12 protein-coding genes are annotated in these 21,310 nt (G+C 38.4%); 2 read left to right on the top strand and 10 right to left on the bottom strand.

The window, feature by feature from the left end:
• Window positions 1–324: 324 nt before the first annotated feature.
• From G7050_RS02355 to G7050_RS02310, 10 genes are all read right to left on the bottom strand, one after another.
• Window positions 325–1,815, bottom strand: coding sequence for a UxaA family hydrolase (locus G7050_RS02355; protein ID WP_304487125.1), 1,491 nt, complete (start codon window positions 1,813–1,815; stop codon window positions 325–327).
• Complete coding sequence (locus G7050_RS02350; protein WP_166110648.1) at window positions 1,809–2,231, bottom strand: HIT family protein; 423 nt, start codon at window positions 2,229–2,231, stop codon at window positions 1,809–1,811. Before G7050_RS02350 ends, G7050_RS02355 begins: the two co-directional genes overlap by 7 nt.
• Window positions 2,232–2,329: 98 nt before the next feature.
• Window positions 2,330–3,769 (bottom strand): tagaturonate reductase, encoded by a 1,440-nt coding sequence (locus tag G7050_RS02345; protein WP_166110645.1) that lies wholly within the window; start codon window positions 3,767–3,769, stop codon window positions 2,330–2,332.
• Between the two features lie 60 nt (window positions 3,770–3,829).
• Window positions 3,830–5,422 (bottom strand): MFS transporter, encoded by a 1,593-nt coding sequence (locus G7050_RS02340; RefSeq protein ID WP_166110642.1) that lies wholly within the window; start codon window positions 5,420–5,422, stop codon window positions 3,830–3,832.
• A gap of 88 nt (window positions 5,423–5,510) precedes the next feature.
• Window positions 5,511–6,185, bottom strand: coding sequence for a bifunctional 4-hydroxy-2-oxoglutarate aldolase/2-dehydro-3-deoxy-phosphogluconate aldolase (locus G7050_RS02335; protein WP_166110639.1), 675 nt, complete (start codon window positions 6,183–6,185; stop codon window positions 5,511–5,513).
• 163 nt (window positions 6,186–6,348) lie between these two features.
• On the bottom strand, window positions 6,349–7,131 hold the full coding sequence (locus tag G7050_RS02330) for a gluconate 5-dehydrogenase (RefSeq protein ID WP_166110636.1): 783 nt from the start codon (window positions 7,129–7,131) through the stop codon (window positions 6,349–6,351).
• Between the two features lie 37 nt (window positions 7,132–7,168).
• A complete protein-coding gene (locus tag G7050_RS02325) occupies window positions 7,169–8,206 on the bottom strand; it encodes a sugar kinase (protein WP_166110633.1) in 1,038 nt (345 codons plus the stop codon).
• A gap of 55 nt (window positions 8,207–8,261) precedes the next feature.
• Window positions 8,262–9,668, bottom strand: coding sequence for a glucuronate isomerase (gene uxaC, locus G7050_RS02320; RefSeq protein ID WP_166110629.1), 1,407 nt, complete (start codon window positions 9,666–9,668; stop codon window positions 8,262–8,264).
• An 18-nt stretch (window positions 9,669–9,686) separates the two neighbouring features.
• Entirely contained in the window at window positions 9,687–10,943 is a 1,257-nt protein-coding gene (locus G7050_RS02315; RefSeq protein WP_166110626.1) for a DUF4861 family protein, read from the bottom strand.
• A gap of 382 nt (window positions 10,944–11,325) precedes the next feature.
• Window positions 11,326–15,741, bottom strand: a complete 4,416-nt coding sequence (locus G7050_RS02310) for a hybrid sensor histidine kinase/response regulator transcription factor (protein WP_255499244.1) — start codon at window positions 15,739–15,741, stop codon at window positions 11,326–11,328.
• A gap of 409 nt (window positions 15,742–16,150) precedes the next feature.
• Between G7050_RS02310 and G7050_RS02305 the strand changes: the two genes are divergently transcribed.
• Both G7050_RS02305 and G7050_RS02300 read left to right on the top strand, forming a co-directional pair.
• Window positions 16,151–19,363 (top strand): TonB-dependent receptor, encoded by a 3,213-nt coding sequence (locus tag G7050_RS02305; RefSeq protein ID WP_166110623.1) that lies wholly within the window; start codon window positions 16,151–16,153, stop codon window positions 19,361–19,363.
• Window positions 19,364–19,375: 12 nt separating this feature from the next.
• Window positions 19,376–21,295 carry a RagB/SusD family nutrient uptake outer membrane protein gene (locus G7050_RS02300; RefSeq protein ID WP_166110620.1) on the top strand — a complete coding sequence of 640 codons (1,920 nt, stop codon included), beginning with the start codon at window positions 19,376–19,378 and terminating at the stop codon, window positions 21,293–21,295.
• Window positions 21,296–21,310 lie beyond the last annotated feature (15 nt).

The following is a 21,310-nucleotide window of genomic DNA, read 5'->3' as shown; positions in this document are numbered from 1 at the left end:
ATAGGAAAAGATATCAATAAGAAAAGTCCGATAATGCCAAAAATAAAAGATTGAAACAGAAATAAATATCGAAAAATAAGTAGCATCTTAATCGATGATTAAATAAGTTGGACAAATATAGATAAATAACATGAAAATATATCATAATAGGTATAACTAGATTTCCTTATTTTGAGGGTAAGGCTATTATTATGGAGTAGAGGGAAATCTGCTACAATATCATTATTTATATAAATAATAACTCCTAAAAAAAAAGCATCTGCGAATTTTTGCAGATGCTTTTTTCTTTTAATCCAATATAAATAAGAGAGAGTGTTAAGATGCTTATAAAGTAACGCCTGTTTTGAATATTGCGATTTCTTTAAATCCTGTTTCTTCATGTTTAAGGTGTTTACCATCACATGTTTGGATAATGAAATCGATAAACTCTTTAAGTACAGTTTCCATGCTTTTACCTTCGAGCAAAGTGCCGGCATTAAAGTCTATCCAGTTTGTTTTGAAGTTGTACAATTTCGAGTTGGTAGAAATTTTCATAGTCGGAACAAAAGAACCGAATGGAGTTCCTCTACCTGTTGTAAATAATACGATCTGGCAACCCGACATTGCTAATGCCGATGCTGCAACAAGGTCATTACCCGGAGCATTTAATAAGTTCAATCCATGTTTAGTTACAGGTTGAGCATAGTCTAAAACATCTACAACCTCCGAATTTCCTCCCTTTTGAGTACAGCCTAACGATTTATCTTCAAGTGTGGTTATACCACCAGCTTTGTTTCCCGGAGATGGGTTCTCGTATATTTCCTGATCGAATTTACGGAAATAATTTTTGAAGTTATTTACCAGTAAAACCGTATCATTGAATACCTTTTCGTTTTCGGCTCTGTTCATTAATATCGTTTCAGCTCCGAACATTTCAGGAACTTCGGTCAGAATACTTGTACCTTCCTGGGCTATCAACCAGTCGGATAATTGTCCTACCAAAGGATTGGCTGTGATTCCTGAAAAACCATCGCTACCGCCACATTTCAACCCGACTTTAAGTTTCGATAATGGAAGCTGTTCACGTTTATCTTTTCTCATTCTTTCAACCAATTCGCTCATCATTTCGAAGCCGGTTGCTATTTCATCCTGTACTTGTTGAGAAATGAGGAATCGTACACGTTCGTGATCCCATTCACCCATGGCTACTTTGAAATCTGCTTGTTGATTGTTCTCACATCCCAAGCTTAGTACTAATACACCACCCGCATTGGGATGTTTAGCCAAAGCAGCCAACGCTTTTTGCGTGTTGGTATGGTCGTCTCCTAGTTGAGAACAACCGTAATTATGAGTATATACACGGATATCATCAATGTGTGAAACATCCAGTTCTTTCTTTACACGCTCTATAATTGCCTGAGCCTGTCCGTTTACACAACCTACCGTGGGTACTATCCACAATTCGTTACGAATACCCATTTCACCATTATAGCGTAAATAACCGTTTATTGTCAGGTCACTTTTGGGGATATTCAATTTCGGATGTACAGGTACATACGCATATTGCAGATTATCATGTAGATTGGTTTTCACATTGTGAGTGTGCACATGCTCTCCTGCCTTAATGTCTGCAATTGCATGCCCGATAGGGTAGCCGTATTTTACGACATTCTCATTCGTATTTATATCCGTAATGGCAAATTTATGCCCTGTTTCTATTGGGTTTTTGATCGTCATATTAACCCCATCAACCGATAGAACATCACCTTCATTGAGGTTTTCTATAGCAACGCAAACGTTGTCTTTTGGATTTATTTTTAGATATTTATTCATGATTTTAATCTGGCTTTTATTAAGTTGATCATTTCAGTATATTCTACGTCAGACAGATATACCTTCTGTAGATTCATTGCAAATATCGAACCATAGTCTATTCCATCTATATATTTAGGAACGAGGTGTATATGTAAGTGAGGCAATTTGTCAGAATATGCCCCATAATTTATTTTCGCAGGATTAAATAACTCTTTTAAAGTTCGGGCAACAAGATTGACATCTTCCATATACGAAAGCAGTTCTTGTCCCTCCAGTTCATATAGTTCTGTAGCATGATTCTTATACGCTACAATACATCGTCCCTTATGTGTTTGTTCTTTGAACAGAAATACTGTTGAAACACTAAGTTCGCATATCTCGATCATCAGATCTTTTTGAGTCTGATTTTTAGTACAGTATAAGCAATCGTTATTCATGGTTAAAGGCTGTTTTTCAGTTGATAAAACATAGAAGGATAACACTTCATTCGATTACCCTTCTATGTTTGAAGTATATATAATTCAATCAATAATTATTATGAGATAATTTCTTTTAATGCTTTAAGCATTCCTTTATTAAGAATCAGTTTTACATCTTCGGCTACTTCTTCACCAAATTCGGGTATTTCTGTAAAATCTTCTTTCCACATCGTTTTATTGGCAAGAATACCTGCTACCCATCCATTTATATCGTACTCTTTGTAAGTAGATTTAATGAATTCGATAAACTCGGGCGTATCATTAGGTGTAAAACTTACCTCCGATTTTCCACTGTAAAGAACCAAAAGAGCCGCAAAAGAGAAAGTAGTCAATCGTGGAGATTTTCCTAACTTCTTATAGTTATCATATACTGTAGGATAATCACGTGTTTCCCATTTAGAAATAGAGTTTAGTGAAATATCTTTCAGATAATGTTTCAGGTAAGGATTATAGAAACGCTCCAGAATTTTAGCAGCAAAAGCTTTTAATTCTTCGGGATCCTCGTCAATCGCAGGAAGTACTTCGGTAGCTACCATCTGATTGATGTATTTTTCAACTTCAGGAGTATTGAAAGCATCCATTACCGTTTGGCATCCCAATTGCAAAGAAACAGGAACCATTGCTGTATGAGAACCATTCAGAATACGGACTTTTTTAGCACGGAAATCTTTTATGTCATCCATAAAAAGCACGTTCAATCCGGCTTTGTCTAATGGTAGTTTTTCTTTGATAACAGAATCACCACCGATAGCCCATACATGGAAATATTCGCCCTTTACAACCAGATTATCATCGAATCCTAGTTCTGCTTTTATTTCGTCGATATTTTCTTTAGGAAATCCGGGAACAATCCGGTCTACCAATGTATCATAGAAGTGACAGGCTGTATTTATCCAATTGATGAAGCCTTCTTCCAGCTTGTTATACTTTGCGTGTTTCAATACATATTCACGAAGTGTCGATCCGTTATCTTCAATCAATTCACAACAAATGATAAGTAAACCTTTATGGGGATCACCGTTAAATTTCTTGTAACGTTTATGCAATAAAGCGGTCATCTTAGCGGGGAACGATTTAGGAGGCGTTGCATTCAGATCATCACCTTCTTCATAACGAATACCTGCTTCGGTAGTATTCGAAATAATCATTTCTAAACCATCACTCAAGAACAATTTTTCGTATTCTGCATATTGAGAATAAGGATTCAATACTTCATTGATGCTCTTCACCAAAGTAACTTCTTTGACAGGTTTCTTGTCTTTGATTCCCTCTAGGTATACGTGATACATCGAATCTTGCTCATTGAAAATATTAGCAACAAATTCTCCACCGGCAATCGGTTGTACGGCAACAATACCATGATCCATTACTCCTGCTTCGTTGGCTTTGTGGATCATCCAATCAACGAAAGCTCTAAGGAAGTTACCTTCGCCGAATTGAAGTATTTTTACAGGAAGTTCTTTTTTATCTACGGTTGTTTTATTTAACTTTTTCATGTGTAGTAATTTTATCAGAGTTATGAGTTACAAGTCTTGTAGCCCGTAACTATTTTTATTTTACAAATCAGTAATTGGTTTATATTTAGGAACAAGTATTTTCATTACAGTCCATCCGATCAGGTATGATACGGCACATATCGAAAATATAATCATGTATCCGGAACTTATTCCGTTGACTACAGTATCTCCCGATTGAGCTAACATTTTGAGGAATTCTTCGATACCGCTCACATTGTTTTGTTTGAGGAGTTCGGCTGTAGCCTCTGCTGATTTAAATTCGGGGAACTTTTCGAGTAAAGGTTGTCCGTTTATGGTACTCCAATGCTTTTGAGTATAATCGAATAATGTGCCTGATCCTTTATTGATCAGAAAGGAACCTACTCCTCCTGCCATACCACCGATACCGGTTATAGTTGCGATGGCTTTCTTGGGGAACATGTCGCCGATGGTTGAGAAAATATTAGCCGACCATGCTTGGTGAGCTGCCCCTGCAATACCAATGATAATAACAGGTACCCAATAAGATATATATCCCAACGGTTGAGCCAGTAGAGCCAATAGGGGGAAGAAAGCAAAAATCAACATGGCTTTCATCCTTCCTGCATATGGATTCATTCCTTTTTTATCTACAAAGTAGCTGGGTAGCCATCCTCCAATAATAGATAGAAGCGTGATCGCATAGAGTACAAAAATAGCTAATTGTCCTACCGTATCCGATGATTTGATTCCGTATACCGAGCTTAGGTAAGCGGGTGCCCAGAATAGAAAGAACCACCAAACTCCGTCTGTCATAAACTTTCCGAAAGCAAATGCCCAAGTTTGTTTATATCTGAAAGCTTCTTTGAAAGTTATCTTTTTGTTTTCCTGTGTCTGTTCTACTTTTTCTTCTATCGAGTCTGTTGATTCCTGATCTTGTTGAATATAAGCTAACTCGGAAGTATTTACTTTCTTGCTTTTTTCGGGTTTGTCATATATAAATACCCAGAATCCCATCCAGATAAAACCGAGTGCTCCTATAATAATGAATGACATTTCCCATCCCCAGAATTTGGCAATAACAGGAATGGTAACGGGTGCTGCGAGTGCTCCTACGGTTGCACCTGCATTGAATATACTGGTTGCATAAGCCCTGTCTTTCTTGGGGAAGTATTCTGCTGTAGCCTTGATAGCTGCAGGAAAGTTTCCTGCCTCACCGATGGCCAGTACCAATCGTGCTATAATAAAGAGTACGACACTTACATTGGCTACGCGTCCTATATTTTGTACGGCAGCAATTGCTTCACGTGCACCTTCGAATCCCACAAACCATTCTCCGGCTGTTATACCTGATGTGGCTATTCCGCAGAAGGCATGTATTACAGCTCCGAACGACCAGACCCCGATTGCCCAGAGGAATCCTTTCTTGGTATCCATCCAATCTACAAATTTACCGGCAAATAGCATGCTTATTGCATAGAATATAGAGAATAGTGCGGTTATTGTTCCATAGTCGTCATTTGTCCAATGAAACTCGGGCGATATAAAGTCTTTCCAGGTCAGGGAGAGTACCTGCCTGTCCAGATAATTGATTGTGGTGGCAAAAAATAACATGGCACAGATGGTCCACCTGTAGTTGGTCATTTTTTGTGTGGGTTGATTAGGTGTATTCATTTATAGGTATTTAAAGGTTTAAGGTCTAAGACCTTTTTGTTATTCATCTAACAATAGGGTGTAAATAAAAGTATCAATAAGGTCAACCTTATTTTTGTCTTGCTTTGGCTATGATGGCCAGTGCTTCTTTACTCATACGGGTTATTTCCGCCCAGTTCCCTGCTGCTATTACTTCTTTAGGGAAGAGGTTGGAGCCCATTCCTACGCAGGTTACTCCGGCTTCGATCCATTTGGTAAGGTTATCTTCTGTGGGTTCTACTCCTCCTGTTACCATGATACTTGACCAGGGCATGGGTGCTTTGACGTTTTTAACGAAGGTGGGTCCTCCGACGTTTCCGGCGGGGAATACTTTGACTACTTCGGCTCCCAGTTCTTGTGCGTATCCTATTTCTGATACGGATCCGCATCCGGGTATGTAGGCTACCTGGCGGCGGTTGCATACTTTAAAGATGTCGGGGTTTAGTAAGGGGCCTACTACGAAGTTGGCTCCGAGTTGGAGGTAGAGGGAGGCGGTGCCTGCGTCTACGATGGAGCCTATGCCGAGTATCATATCGGGGCATGCTTGGGCTGACCATTTGACTAGTTCGGCGAAGATTTCATGGGCGAAGTCGCCTCTGTTGGTGAATTCGAAGGCTCTGACGCCTCCGTCATAGCAGGCTTTGACTACTTGTTTGGATATTTCCAGGTCTTTGTTGTAAAAGACGGGTACCATGCCTGTTTGTGCCATCGCCTGGCAGGCTTCTATACGACTGAATCGGGACATATGTTTGTTCGTTTTGTTGAATACTTAATATAAATTCTTTTTCTTAAAAAGAGTAGATATGCAGAAAACTAATCATTTATAACCGAAATAACTATGCTGACAATCTAAAATAAACTATGCATATCTACTCTTGTATTTTTAAGGTCTCAGACCTTTTTTATACTTACTTGGGTTGTTTACCTATATAAGCAAGAATTCCTCCATCTACATAAAGAATATGACCATTGATAAAATCAGATGCTTTAGATGCTAAAAATACAGTCGGGCCTTCGAGGTCTTCGGGCGTTCCCCAGCGTGCAGCAGGAGTTTTAGCCATGATGAAGTCGTTAAATGGATTACCTTCTTCTCTTAATGCTGCTGTTTGCGGAGTTGCAATATAGCCCGGTCCTATGCCATTGACTTGAATATTATATTCAGCCCATTCGCAAGCTAAATTCTTAGTCAACATTTTCAGTCCGCCTTTTGCTGCTGCATAGGCTGTAACCGTTTCACGACCCAATTCGCTCATCATGGAGCATATATTGATTATTTTGCCACCTCCTTTTCGTATCATGCCCGGAGCTACCGCTTTTGAGACAATAAAAGGACCTGTTAAATCAACATTGATCACTTCATTGAAATCTTCTACCGACATTTCCAAAGCAGGAATACGCTTGATGATGCCTGCATTGTTTACCAAAATGTCAATATCTCCATGCTTTTGAGAAATATCGCTAACCATTGATTGAACTTTAGATTCGATAGTTACGTCACAAACATAACCATACGCATCCAGCCCCAAAGCTCTGCACTCTAGCTCAGCTTCTCTTACTTTATCTTCACTTCTTGCATTAAATGTAATTGTGGCTCCGGCTTTTCCTAAGGCTTGTGCCATAGCCATCCCTATACCGTAAGTTCCTCCTGTAATCAGAGCTACCTTACCTTTTAGGGAAAATTGATCTTGCATTTTATCTGTTTACTTTATTAAAATCGATATTTTGTCATTATCTAGATACCCTACCCGAACCATCGCCTTTCATGAGGTTCTCCACTTCTGAAACAGTCACTAAGTTGTAATCACCATAAATAGTATGTTTCAAACAGGAAGCTGCCACTGCAAACTCAAGGGCTTTTTGGTCGTCTTGTGGGTAAGTAATCAGTCCGTAAACTAATCCTCCCATAAAGGAATCTCCTCCGCCTACACGGTCTACAATGTGACTGATGTCATATCGTTTGGATTGGTATAGTTTATCCGAATACAGGCATCCTCCCCAGGTATTGTGATTGGCATTGATGGAGCCTCTCAGGGTAATGATTACTTTTTTTGCTCTGGGGAACTTCTTCATCATCTGGGTGCATACGGATTCGAATTCGGCTGCGTTGACTTCTCCGCCTGTATGGGCTACGTCAAAGCCTTCGGGTTTGATTGAGAATACTTTTTCTGCGTCTTCTTCGTTTCCGAGTATGATGTCGCATCCTTCTACGAGTGAGGGCATTACTTGGTCGGCTGTTTTACCGTATTTCCACAGGTTTTTGCGGTAGTTGAGGTCGGTGGATACGGTGACTCCCATTTCATTGGCTATTTTGATGGCTTCGAGGCAGGCGTCTGCGGCTCCTTGTGAGAGGGCGGGTGTGATTCCTGTCCAGTGAAACCATTGCGCGTCTTTGAAGATTTCTCTCCAGTTGATCATGCCGGGTTTGATTTCGGCTATGGCTGAGTTTGCTCTGTCATAGACTACTTTGGAGGCTCTGGCTACGGCTCCTGTTTCGAGGAAGTAGATGCCTACTCGGTCTCCGCCTCTTTGTATGTTGCTGGTTCCTACGTTGTATTTGCGTAGGTCTGAGATGCACCAGTCTGCTATGTCGTTTTTGGGTAGGCGTGTTACGAAGTCGGTGGGTATGCCGTAGTTGGACAGGGATACGGCTACGTTGGCTTCGCCGCCTCCGAAGGTGGCATTCAGGTTAGTGGACTGGATAAAGCGTTGATAGCCGGGGGCTGACAGGCGTAGCATGATTTCGCCGAAGGTGACTACTTTTTTCATATCGTGTGATAGTTATATTTTTTGTTGTTTTATTTATAAGTTAATGTCTATGACCTTAAAATTTAAAGAAGTTTTTGGCATTGTAATAAGAAACATCTTCTACTAATTTTCCTAAGAATGGTAATTCGGAAGAAGGCAGTAAGCCTTGTTCAACATCATTGCCTATCAGATTACAAAGTATTCTTCTGAAATACTCGTGTCGTGGATAGGATAAGAAGCTGCGTGAATCGGTAAGCATACCTACAAAACGGCTCAATAATCCAAGATTCGATAGAGAATTCATTTGAGCCTCCATTCCTGTTTTTTGATCCAAGAACCACCATCCCGAACCGAATTGTATTTTTCCAGCTACTGATCCGTCTTGGAAATTACCGATCATAGTTGCAATCAGATCATTATCACGAGGGTTTAAGTTGTAAATAATGGTTTTCGCCAGTTTATTATCCGTGTCTAATCTATTAAAGAATTTCGACATGTTTTTAGCGATTGTAAAGTCTCCGATGGAATCAAAACCTGTATCTGCTCCCAATTGATTAAAGAGACGGGTATTGTTGTTACGGATAGCACCGTAATGGAATTGTTGAGTCCAACCTTTTTCCCAATCCATAATAGCCCCTTCGACCAACATTGCCGATTTGAACTTGATGATCTCAGCACCTGTAAGTTCCTTTCCAGAATATACTTTGTTGAAAATGGTATCTATTTCTGATTGAGTATAGTCTTCCGCATAAAACTCTTCGATTCCGTGGTCGGATAATTTACATCCAACTGAAGCAAAGAAATCGTGACGTTTGCGTAATGCTGCAATCAAATCAGTAAAGTTGCTGATTGTTACTCCCGACACTTCAGATAGTTTTTCAACATAAGCTCTGAAATTAGCAGGAACTTCTACAGCCATTGCTTTATCGGGACGCCATGTTGGAAGTACTTTCACCGAGAAGCCTTCTTTTTTGAGTGCGATGTGATATTCAAGACTATCAATAGGATCGTCAGTAGTGCAAACTGCTTCTACATTGTAGTGTTTCATTAGTCCGCGAGCCGAAAACTCAGGTGTACGCAGTTTAGCAGTACATATATCGTATATCTCTTTTGCTGTTTCGGGTTTTAATATCTTTTCTACACCGAAAGCTGTTTTCAATTCAAGATGAGTCCAGTGATAGAGTGGGTTACGCATCGTATAGGGTACTGTTTCAGCCCATTTCTCGAATTTCTCCCAATCGGAAGTGTCTTTTCCCGTACAAAAACGTTCATCTATGCCGTTTGTACGCATAGCACGCCATTTGTAATGGTCGCCTGCCAACCAGATTTCACCTAAGTTGTCGAATCTGTAATCTTCAGCAATAAGTTTAGGGTCTAAGTGGCAGTGATAATCGATAATAGGTAAGCTTTTTGCATGTTCATGATACAGTGCTTGTGCTGTTTCGGTTTCCAATACAAAATTTTCGTCTAAAAAGTTTTTCATGATATTTTGTCCTTTCAATTATTTAATTGAGATATGTATTTGGTTATTTAGTCGGTTTAATACTTCATCAATGCACTTCATGAAGTCTGCTTTAGTTACAACAGGTTCGGGATCTAATTCCCATGTCGGCATAAAGTAATATTCAACAGCATTATTCTGAGGAGTTAGAACCAGTACATGGTTCAGTTCGTCTGTTGTTATTTCTTTAATCTGTTTAGTTCTTGCAAAAATAGCCAACCCTTGCATGTCGTTGTTGAGGCTTTGTTTACCAAAAGTGGCAATATAAGACCATTCGCTATTTTTATCGTTACTTATAATCAGTTCCGAATTTTTATCTTTGATTATTCCTGTCGCTATATTGGGTACAGCTTTATCTACCGATAATTCCATGTGCGAAGCTCTGCTTCCTGCATCAATAGAAATGAGTGAGGTAAGATTGGTTTTTACTCCGTTGGTTTCCCATCCGTAGTAAATGGTTTTCACCTGCGAACGTACTTTTCCGTCTGCCTGAATATAGCAGGATGTACTGTCTTTTTTGTCTACACGCACTGCTTTGGAGCCGTCCCAACTTGCAATAGATCCTATCCCGAGAGCTTTTCCTACTTTCATATTGTCCATTCCCCAAGGAGCCATTTTGTGATAATTGTCAAAACCATCTACACCTACGGCAGGTAGAACAATACCGGTAGTCTTTTTGCCGAATACATCAATGGCATTGCGGTTATCTAAATAGAAACGAAAAGCGACTTTGTCACTCTCCCATCCGGGACCTTCGTATTTTATGTAATATGAGTGATCGGTAAAACTACCCGGAAGGGTGATTTTATTGGGTTTTACCCAAGAGTGTACGCCCACATACTTAGGTCCGTCAAATTCTCCTCCTATTTTATGAGATAATTCGGCATAGGTACGTTTTGGATATGAATCGCTAGATCCTTTCTGGATTTTAATGATTTGTTTTTCTCCGGCATTTAATTTTCCTATAGGAAGTATTGCCGATTCTTTATTATTTATGTCGGTAGATATTTCAATAGGAACAATAGTTTGGTCGGGCAATACGCCGATATAATTTCCTATTGGAAGTTTTAAATCTGTAACAGGAATTTCAACGGTGTAATCTAGAATCGTTTTAGCGCCTTTGTTTTCGATTACTACATTTTTGTTTTGGGCGAATGTATTGCTAACCGATAAGGCAGATGACAATAGTAAAGTTGTTGCTATCAATACTCCTTGGTGAGAAAAACGAAGAATACTCATATTTATCAGTTTATCCATGGTGTTATTTTAAGTCTATCAGATCTAAAGTGAGAAAACTCTATAAGATGAACAAAGGTAGAATAACCCGAAGATTAGATAATGTCATTTTTGACCTTGTTCATGCATTTTTTGACCTGATTCAGATTTATTAAGGTTTTACAGCCTCTTATTACAAATATATAGAGGAGTCCATTTGAGTATGGGGGATATTTTGACTTTGATTAATTATACCCCGTATTTTTCTACGATTTTACGGTTTAAGTTTAGACAAGGTTATAAGCCGATTTACGGCTTTAGCAAGTGTAAATATACCTCAAACGATACGTATAAGGTTTTATTAAATACTTACCGATACTAAAATAAGAATTTTTATTTTATAAAACTTCATATCAGATATAGCTTAAGAATCTTTTTTTTTATTCTTATACTCACTGGGGGTCATATTAAATATTTTTTTGAAACACTGGGTGAAATATTTAGTATCGGATATGCCTATCATAAAAGATACCTCCTTTATCGTGTATTGTTGCGATTCTATTAATTGTGCTGCATATTTAATCTTTATATCCCGAATGAATTCGATAGGAGCCAGGCCTGTTAAACTTTTTAATTTCTTGAAAAAGACGGTTCGGCTGGTAGCTAATTCAGTCACCAAGTTATCTACCAGAAAGTCGCTGTTGTCGATATTCTTCTCTATAATTTCTTTGACTTTCCTGATAAAGGCTTCATCTTGTTGGGTAATTTGATGTTCTGTTTCCGGTTTTTCCTGAGGTGATGTTGACGTTTGTTTACCTATCGAATAAAATTCATATAACCTTTTACGTTGTTCGATAATGTTATCAATTCTTGCTCTGAGATACTTCACACTAAAAGGCTTTGTAATGTAATCATCAGCTCCATAGTCTAGTCCAGCTAACTTGCTTTCTATATCGGTTTTAGCAGTAAGCAGTATAAGTGGTATGTGACTGGTTTCGGGATTTCTCCTAATATGTTGGAGCAGTTCAACACCATCCATTTCGGGCATCATAATATCACTGAGGATAAACTCAGGAAGGTTTGCCGTTGCCATGCTATATCCTTCTTTTCCATTAGAGGCTTCAAGCGTATCGTAATGAGGCTCAAGGATGGTTCGTATAAACTGCCTTAAATCAGAATCGTCTTCGACTATCAATACAGTTTCTCTTTGAGGAGATTCGTCAATGAGTGTGATTTTGTCTTCGATATCTGTTTCTGTCTTTCTATCTGAGGGTATAATCGCGTCTTCTTTCTCGGACTCGTTAGATACGCAGATGATATTGTCATCTTTCTCAAAATGTTGTAAACCGGTCAGGAATTTAATGGTAAAGCTTGAACCTTTACCTACTTCGCTCGAAACCGATATACTGGCATGGTGCTTGTCGACAACTTCCTTGACGATATTTAACCCGATGCCTGTACTTGGTTTACTTTTATCGAGGTTGAAGGATGCAAAACGTGTAAATAGCTTATTTAGAATTTCTTTGGTCATTCCATTTCCTTCATCTTTTACCTGAAGTGATATGGTATTATCTTTAGCTACTTCAGAAATAATGACATCGATATTTTTACCGCTTGGCGTATGTTTTAAAGCATTTGAGAGCAGGTTAAACATCAGTTTCTCGATACTGTCTCTGTCTACCCAGATTGTAGTATCTCCTGCTTTGTTATCTATATTTAACGTTACTCTTTGTTCGGCTGCTGCTTCGTGGAAATTATCACAAACAGATACTATATACGAACCGATGTTGGTCTGTTGAATATTTAGTTTTTTCTTTTGTATTTTCCTGAAATCGAGAATCTGGTTTACCATATCCAGCATTCTATTGGCATTTTTCAAGACTAACTGAAGCTGGTTTTTTACTGCCGGAGGGGTCTTTTGGTCTTCAATTATATTTTCGACAGGCGATACAATCATTGTAAGGGGAGTGCGTATTTCGTGCGAAATATCGGTAAAGAAACGGGTTTTCATTTCAGTTTGTTCCTGCTCTAGTTTTACTTTATCCCTAAGCCGGTAATAAATAACTATCGCCCGTAGAATAATAAAGAGAGCAGTTGTAAAGAGAACGAAATATAAGAAATATGCCCACTTGGTTTGCCAGAATGAAGGAGTTATCTCTATTCTTAAGATATGCTCGTTTTCGACCCATATACCGTCACTATTCGTTGATTTTACTCGAAATATGTATTCCCCCGGAGATAAATTGGTGTAATTGGCTATGCGTTGTTCTTTTGTTATGATCCAATCTTTATCAAAACCATCCAGTTTGTAGGCATACATAATACGCTTTGGATCTACGTAATCTAATGCAGCAAACTCCAAACTTATAAAGTTTTGCTTGTGATTTAGGCGTAACAATTCGACATCGTCTATATTTAAGTTAAGCGGAGAGTCTTCACCGATAAGTACATCTTTATTGGATATCTGAAAATTAGTAAGTGCTACATAAGGCTTAAATGTATTGTCATGAATTTTATCCGGATTTATTGATATAAATCCTTTCGAAAAGCCAAAATGTATGGTTTCCGATTTTGCTTCATAACGGGCACCTTCCGAAAAATTCTGTCCTTCAATCAAGCGATTTATTTCAGAATACGTTTCGAACGTCTTTTTCTCGGGATCGAATTTTGTCAGGTTTCCTTCAGTTGTAATCCAAAGTTTACCGCGGTAATCCTCCGTAATTGTAAGTATAACATCCGATGGTAAACCATTTATAGTTGTGTACGATGTGAATTTTTGAGGAAAACCCTCATTGTTTGTTTCGGTTATTTTATTTAGTCCACCGCCAAAAGTCGCCAGATAAGTCTCTCCCGTTTTTGTGGTGCAAATGTCATATATATCGTTTCCGCTAAGGCTGTTGTTATCATTGGGGATTCTGGTATATGATTTATAATCAATGGAACTTACTAATTCGAAATTAGGTGAGAACATGATAAGTCCGAAGGTTGTTCCTACGCAAATATTACCGAATTTGTCCGATGAAATAATACGTACTTGAGCCCCGAACTGATTTGGATAGTTTTTCAGATTGTTTTTATAATTGAAGAACCGTCCATCTTGCTTCGGGTCAACCAGATTAAGCCCTCCTCCATACGTACCTATCCAGATTCTTTTGTGATTGTCCTGAAAGATACTGTATATGCTGTTGCTGCTTAGGCTGTACAAGTCGGAAGGAGAGTTTTTATACTGAACTATTTTATACTGCTTTGATCCTGTAATAGGGGTTAACTTGTATATTCCTTCGCCCTTAGTTCCTATCCAAATGTTCTGTTCATCATCCTGAATCATAGAATAGCAAATACCATCAATAGGGTCTCCGTTTTCTATTTTCCCGTTTTTACAGAGGTAGCCTATTGGATTTTTATCCGAATCATATACAAATATCTTACCGCCTTTTGCAGAGACCCATAAGTTTTGGTTGCTGTCCTCAAAAATACAGCGGACATCATTATTAATGGTCGAATGTGTGTTTTTATCTACAATGGTAGATTTAAATACATCATTGTTAAAGATAATCTTCTCTAAGCCGTGTGATCTGGTACTAAGCCATAAGTTACCCTGTTTATCCGAGAATCCTGCATGAAGCATATCCGAGAATCGCCATGTAGGAGAAGATGCCTCGTTGTAAAAAGGCTGAAGTATTTCCTTTTGTGGATCATATAAAGAGAACCCACCTCCTCTGGGGTGAACCCATATTCTGTTTTCATTATCTTCGAAAATAAAGAAATTGGGAGGGAAGACGATGGAACTGAAATTCTCGGTCTTAGTCGATAAGTGTTTTATCGTTTGAGTTTTAGTGTCAAACCTCGAAACGCCCCGATAGTCCATTTCAAACCAAATGTTTTTCGACTTATCGATATAGCAGGATACGATCTCATTCACTGGCATTTCCGGAAGGTTTGCTGTCGTAAATTTCTTTAGGTCTTTAGTATTCGAGTTATAGATGAAAAAACCGTCGTTTTCTGTAGCGATTAATAGTTGGGTATCATCGATATTTTCTAATAGTTTTATACCGGAAGAGGAATGTGTCTCAAAAAGATCAAACTGTCCGTCTTTCTTATTATAAATCCATATTCTGCCATTATCTGAGCCAAACCATATCTCATCTTTTAACTCCATGGATGAGTAAAAACTCTGCATGGGTTTAGTCTGGTTGTACTCTTTTTCGGAGAAATGAGGCTGGATGGTTTTACCATCTTCCGAAACATTATATAGTCCGTTGTCTGTAAGCAGCCATGTGTTTTTCTGGCTATCCTCAAAGACGGTGTAGACTTGATTAGCCTGTATTTTTTTGTTCTGAATGTTAAAAAACTGGACATCAAAAGCCGATCCTGTAACAGATACACATCCGGTTTTCTCCGAAATCAACCAGACTTTGCCCGATGGCGTGGGAATTATAGATGTTGTAATAAATGTAAAGTCTTTATATTCTTCCAAAGATCTGATACCCATGAATTTTTCGGTTCTTGGGTCAAATCGGTGGGCTTCCCTGTCATAAGATAAAGTCCATATATATCCATACTTATCTTCGTAAATGTAATCGATTCGATTACTTCTCATATGGTATGCATCACCGGCTTGGATTTTATATGTGTAGAAATTGTAACCGTCAAATTTACTGAGTCCATCCCAGGTAGAGAACCACATAAAACCTTTCTTATCCTGCAAAATACTCATAACGGTATGTTGAGGAAGCCCGTCATCTGCCCCATAATGTTCAAAATAACATTTGGGTTGACAGAATAAAGTTGTGCTGATCGCTAAAAGAAGGATCAATGAAAGAAAATATCGGTTTCTCATTATTTGGGTATAGGCTATATACAAATATAAGTGTGTTTGGTGAAAAAAAGAAGGGTTGCAGTCTTAATAAATCAATTTGACCCCGCTTATGCGACTGTTTGTCCCCCTTCTTGAGGCGGAGTGAAGAATATGTGTGAAAGACTTAATCGGTTGGGAAACAGTAACTCTTCTTTTTTATGTCGATTTTAGAATTGGATGATATAATCGGGTTCTCTCATTTTTGTCTATTCTTTCCTGTTTTGGTTTTGGCGGGTAGATCAAATATTCTCCCTTTTCTAGTCAAAATATCCCCCGTAGTCGCAAATAATATAAATTAACATTGCAATTGAATCAAGCTACCAGATTGTAAATCTAAAACTAAAGTGTTAACCTAATTAAACACATTTGAATGACCATGCAAAAAACAAGTATGAAAATTTTGGTTCTGATATGTACCTTATTCTGTTTTCTATACGGGCAAAATGTATTTGCTCAACAAAAAACAGTAAGTGGTACGGTAACAGATACTAAAGGCGAAGCATTAATCGGGGTTGCTGTAGCTGTAAAAGGACAGAGCACCGGAACAATTACCGATCTCGACGGAAAGTATACTCTTTCTGTAGCTGCGGGAGCAAAAACTCTTGTAGCTTCTTATATTGGAATGATATCAAAAGAAGTGCCTATTTCGGGTTCGGTGGTTGATATCGTTATGGAAGACAACCACTCGGAATTGGATGAGGTTGTGGTTATTGGTTACGGAACTGTAAAGAAAAAAGACCTCACAGGATCTGTTGCTTCTATATCCGAAAAATCACTTAAAGACTTACCTATAGCCTCTGCTGCCGAAGCTCTTACAGGGCGTTTAGCGGGGGTAAGTGTTGTGGCTGCCGATGGTTCGCCTGATGCTCAAATACGTATTCGTGTGCGTGGGGGTACATCTATTTCACAGGATAATGATCCGTTGTATGTAGTGGACGGAATTATAGTGAATAGCATAACAGATATTCCTCCTTCGGATATTGCAACTATTGACGTGCTGAAGGATGCTGCTTCGACTGCTATTTACGGAGCACAGGGAGCAAATGGTGTTATTCTTATCACCACAAAGAGTGGACGTGAAGGGAAAATATCTGTAACTTTTAATGCTTCTTATGGAGCAAAAAAAACAGACGATTTTATTAAAGTACTCAGTCCTTATGAGTATGTATATTATCAATATGAATTAGATCAGACTAGCACTTTTCAAAAATTATATGGTCGCTTTCAGGATATAGATATCTATAAATCTGATCCGGGAATTGATTGGCAAGATAAAGTATTTGGTAATACAGGTACTCAACAATATTACAATGTAGGAATATCGGGAGGGACAAAAGCTGCTCTCTATAGTCTTAGCCTGACACGTAACGATGAAGATTATATCATGATAAATTCAGGTTATAAACGTGATAATGTAAACTTTAAAGTAAATAGCCAGATCAGGGATAATCTTAGCATGAATTTTAATGTGCGTGTAACTAACGAGGTTATTACCGGACCCAGTGTGTCTTCGGGATCGGGAGCAAATACGAAATTACGTAATGCCGTAAAATATAGTCCGACTAAAGGGCTGGCAGGCTTCGATCCTTCTAATAGTGATGACGACGATCAGGCCGGTATTAACAGTGCATTGAATAATCCGTTTGACGATATCAATAATGAGTATAAAAAAGTAAACAAGTTCAACAATACTTATATTGGCGGACTTAATTGGGATATTATAAAGAAACTTAGATTTTCGAGTACTTTCAGCTATGCTTTCTTGAAGAATAATACAGACAATGTTTGGACAAGCGGAACAGGGGTTTCTAAAACTTATGGAGGACAACCTGTTGCCCGAATTACAGATGAAAAAGGACACGATTGGCGATTCATTAATACACTATCGTATAATTTCAAGCTCAATAAGATTCATCAATTTGATGTTCTGGCAGGGCAGGAGCTTAGCGAAAGAGTAATGAATAGAAAAGTTGTGGAGGCAAGATACTTTCCGGTTGATTTTTCATCGAAAGAAGTATTGGCTGCGATGAATAACGGACAGGCAGAACCTATAATAACATCTTTGGGAGAACCTCTGAGGATGTCTTCATTTTTCGGACGTGCCAATTATAATTTGATGGATAAATATCTGGTAACTTTTACCGCCCGTCAGGATGGAATCAGTGTGTTTGGTCCCGGATTATTTTGGGGATTCTTTCCCGGTGGAGCATTGGCTTGGCGAGCATCCGAAGAAGAATTCATGCAATCACAAAATACATGGCTGGATAACCTTAAACTCAGATTGAGTTATGGGGCTGTAGGTAATGCACGGGTCGATCCTTATTATAAACAAGAGTACGGCTCTTCGAGTTCGAGTGTGTTCTATCCAAACGAGACTGCAACAAGTATATTAACCCCTTCGGCAACTCTGAAAAGTAACGGATTAACTTGGGAAACTACTTATTCGACCAATTTTGGTATAGACTTTGGCATACTGAATAGCCGAATTTCAGGTTCAATCGATTTATATAATAATATTACCAAAAATCTGATTGTAAGATCACCTATTCCTACAACTTCGGGATACGATGGCCAATATCAAAACATAGGGCAGACTTCTAATAAAGGTCTTGAGTTCTCAGTAAATGCGTATATTATAGATAATAAAGAATTTACATTTTCAGGAACATTCAACATTGCCTTCAATAAAAATAAAGTGGATAAGTTCTCGTATGGAGGTTCTAAATCGAAATTATATGGTTCGGGTTGGAATGGTTCGGCAGAACCAACTTATGATTATCTGATCGAAGAAGGAAGCTCTTTGGGACAAATGTATGGTTATGTAACTGATGGCATGTATAGTTTTGATGATTTTACATGGGATCAGGGTAAAATGGCATGGGTTATTAATCCAGGTGTAGCCGATAACAGTAGCTTAATTGCAAACGGAAGTTATTTTGGACCGGGAGCTCTGAAGTTGAAAAAAATAGCAGATGACGGAACCGATAAAATAACGACAAATGACAGAACAGTTATAGGTAATGCATTACCGAAACATACAGGTGGTTTTGGTTTTAACTCCACTTATAAAGGGTTTGATGCTTCTATATTCTTTAACTGGTCTTATGGTAATGACATATACAATGCCAATAAATTAGATAATAGTGCTTTCTTATTGACTCGTAAGAATCAGAATTTAGCAAATATAATGAGTCTTCAACATCGTTTTACAACGATTGATCCTTCTACCGGTAACAATATTTATTCAGGTAAAAATGCAAATCCTGCTCTTCTGCAAGAACTCAATGCAGGCAAAACTATCTGGCATCCGATGATGACTACAACAGTATTGCATTCATGGGCTATTGAAGATGGATCTTTCCTCCGATTAAATAACCTGACAGTAGGATACACCTTACCTAGAAAAATGACAAAGAAATGGCTGATAGAATCTCTACGTATATATGCTACGGGGTATAATCTATATTGCTGGACCAATTACTCAGGTCCCGATCCGGAAGTCAGTACCCGAGCCAGTAAAGAAAATCCCTTTACTCCCGGGGTAGATTATTCGGCATATCCTAAAGCCAAAACTTTTGTAGGTGGTATCAATATAACATTCTAAAAAATAAGTACAATGAGAAAACTAATATATATAACCGTAGCAGCTTTTTCGTTCATGCTTTCGTCCTGCAATGATTTTCTGGAAACAAGCAGCGATTCGAAGATGACGGACGAAACTGTATACACATCAGTTTACTACACAGAGTCGGCGGTAAAAGGTATTTATGACCGTATAGCCGATGCACAAATGTATGCACAGCGTATATCGATAAACTGGAGTACAAATAATGATATCGAATTTGTGGGTGCCGATGAAACGAGCTATAATCAGGATACCAACAGAGGTGTTTCTAATTATTATGCAACTTCGGGTAATTCGACTCTTATCTGGACTAGAATCTATCAAATGATAGAACGTGCTAATTTGGTTATTCAAGGAATACAGAACAGTCCCCTTATGTCTTCGGGTACAGATAAAGAAAAGGAAGCAATGAAATCGTTGTTGGGAGAAGCGGTGGCAATGAGAGCAATGGGCTATCATGAGTTGGTGAAACATTGGGGAGATGTTCCTTTCAAAACAGAGCCAACCAAGAATGACTTGTCTAATGTATATCTGGTTAAAACAGACCGTGATTCGATTTGTGACTACCTCATCAAAGATCTGTTAGCAATAGAAAAAGATGTTCCATGGGTAGGGCAAAGTGCGGGTTCCGTTTCTTATTCTAACTCGGAAAGAATCAGTAGAGGTTTCATTAAAGGTATTATTGCCCGTATTGCTCTAACAAGAGGTGGTTATTCATTAAGAGATAAACCGGGGTATCCGACCGAAAGAAGGTCAGATTATCTTGATTATTATAAAATAGCACGTACTCAATGTGAGGAAATAATTAATGAGGGTAAATACCGTCTGAAGTCTAGCTATGAAGATATCTGGAAAGATGTATGTGCCTTGAAAGCAGATGGAGCGAATGAAGAAAACTTATATGAAGTTGCACTTGGACTAAGTCAAAGTGGAGAAATCGGTTATAGTATCGGAATCAGATTCTACACCAATACGAAATACGGATATGGTAATAACTCGAATGTGGTGAATACAAGTGCTTATTATTACTATTCTTTTGATAAAGAAGATCCCCGTAGAGATGCAACCATTGCAACGATAATGTATGGTAACGCCAGTGGAGATCAGAAGGAAGTATTTCAAAGCAATCCTCTTTCTTACAATTTTGCAAAATGGGATCAACGCTGGATGGCTGAAAACTCAAAATGGTTAGCTCAGAATAAGGCTGCCAATGGTAAATGGGGGTATGGAATAAACTGGATCAACATGAGATATGCAGATGTTCTGTTGATGTATGCCGAGACCGAAAATGAGCTAAACGGACCTACCGAATCTGCTAAAAACGCCTTGAAGCAAGTGAGGGCAAGAGCTTTTGCCGGAACAAAAAACGAGTCTAAAAATGTTACTGATTATATAAATAATTTAGGATCAAAAGAACAGTTCTTTCAAGCATTGGTAAATGAAAGAGCATGGGAATTTGGCGGTGAAGCTATTCGCAAGTTTGACCTTATTCGTTGGAATCTGTTAGGAAAGAAAATTAAAGATCAACAAGCCGCTTTTCTGGCTATGATCAATGGCGAAACAGCCAATATATTTGGCAAAGAAGTATCGTCGTTACCTCAAAATATATATTACAAATATAAAGACGATAAAGAAAATATAGCCAAAGACAGTACTAACTATTATGCGGGCGACATAGCTTTAGATGCTTTGGATGATAACCAGTTGAAAGCTCGCGGATATACTAAGGTTAAGTGGATGTCGGGCTTTTCTGAAGATAATAAAAAAAGCTATAAAGAGAGAATCCGTTTGTTTAGCTCAGGACTTTTCAAAGAGTACAACGGTGTATGCGATAACCGTTATTTATATCCGATTCATAGTAGTGTGATTGGAGATTATCAGGGGATTGTTACTAATTCTTACGGTTACTAAGGTCTTAAAAGCTCT

This window comes from Dysgonomonas sp. HDW5A (assembly GCF_011299555.1).
Classification (GTDB): domain Bacteria; phylum Bacteroidota; class Bacteroidia; order Bacteroidales; family Dysgonomonadaceae; genus Dysgonomonas_A.
This window is presented reverse-complemented; position numbering and strand designations above follow the sequence as displayed.

Coding starts and splice junctions, on each gene's coding strand:
- G7050_RS02350 (WP_166110648.1), bottom strand. CDS start 2,231: ATGAATAACGATTGCTTATACTGTACTAAAAATCAGACTCAAAAAGAT.
- G7050_RS02345 (WP_166110645.1), bottom strand. CDS start 3,769: ATGAAAAAGTTAAATAAAACAACCGTAGATAAAAAAGAACTTCCTGTA.
- G7050_RS02340 (WP_166110642.1), bottom strand. CDS start 5,422: ATGAATACACCTAATCAACCCACACAAAAAATGACCAACTACAGGTGG.
- G7050_RS02335 (WP_166110639.1), bottom strand. CDS start 6,185: ATGTCCCGATTCAGTCGTATAGAAGCCTGCCAGGCGATGGCACAAACA.
- G7050_RS02330 (WP_166110636.1), bottom strand. CDS start 7,131: ATGCAAGATCAATTTTCCCTAAAAGGTAAGGTAGCTCTGATTACAGGA.
- G7050_RS02325 (WP_166110633.1), bottom strand. CDS start 8,206: ATGAAAAAAGTAGTCACCTTCGGCGAAATCATGCTACGCCTGTCAGCC.
- uxaC (WP_166110629.1), bottom strand. CDS start 9,668: ATGAAAAACTTTTTAGACGAAAATTTTGTATTGGAAACCGAAACAGCA.
- G7050_RS02315 (WP_166110626.1), bottom strand. CDS start 10,943: ATGGATAAACTGATAAATATGAGTATTCTTCGTTTTTCTCACCAAGGA.
- G7050_RS02310 (WP_255499244.1), bottom strand. CDS start 15,741: ATGAGAAACCGATATTTTCTTTCATTGATCCTTCTTTTAGCGATCAGC.
- G7050_RS02305 (WP_166110623.1), top strand. CDS start 16,151: ATGAAAATTTTGGTTCTGATATGTACCTTATTCTGTTTTCTATACGGG.
- G7050_RS02300 (WP_166110620.1), top strand. CDS start 19,376: ATGAGAAAACTAATATATATAACCGTAGCAGCTTTTTCGTTCATGCTT.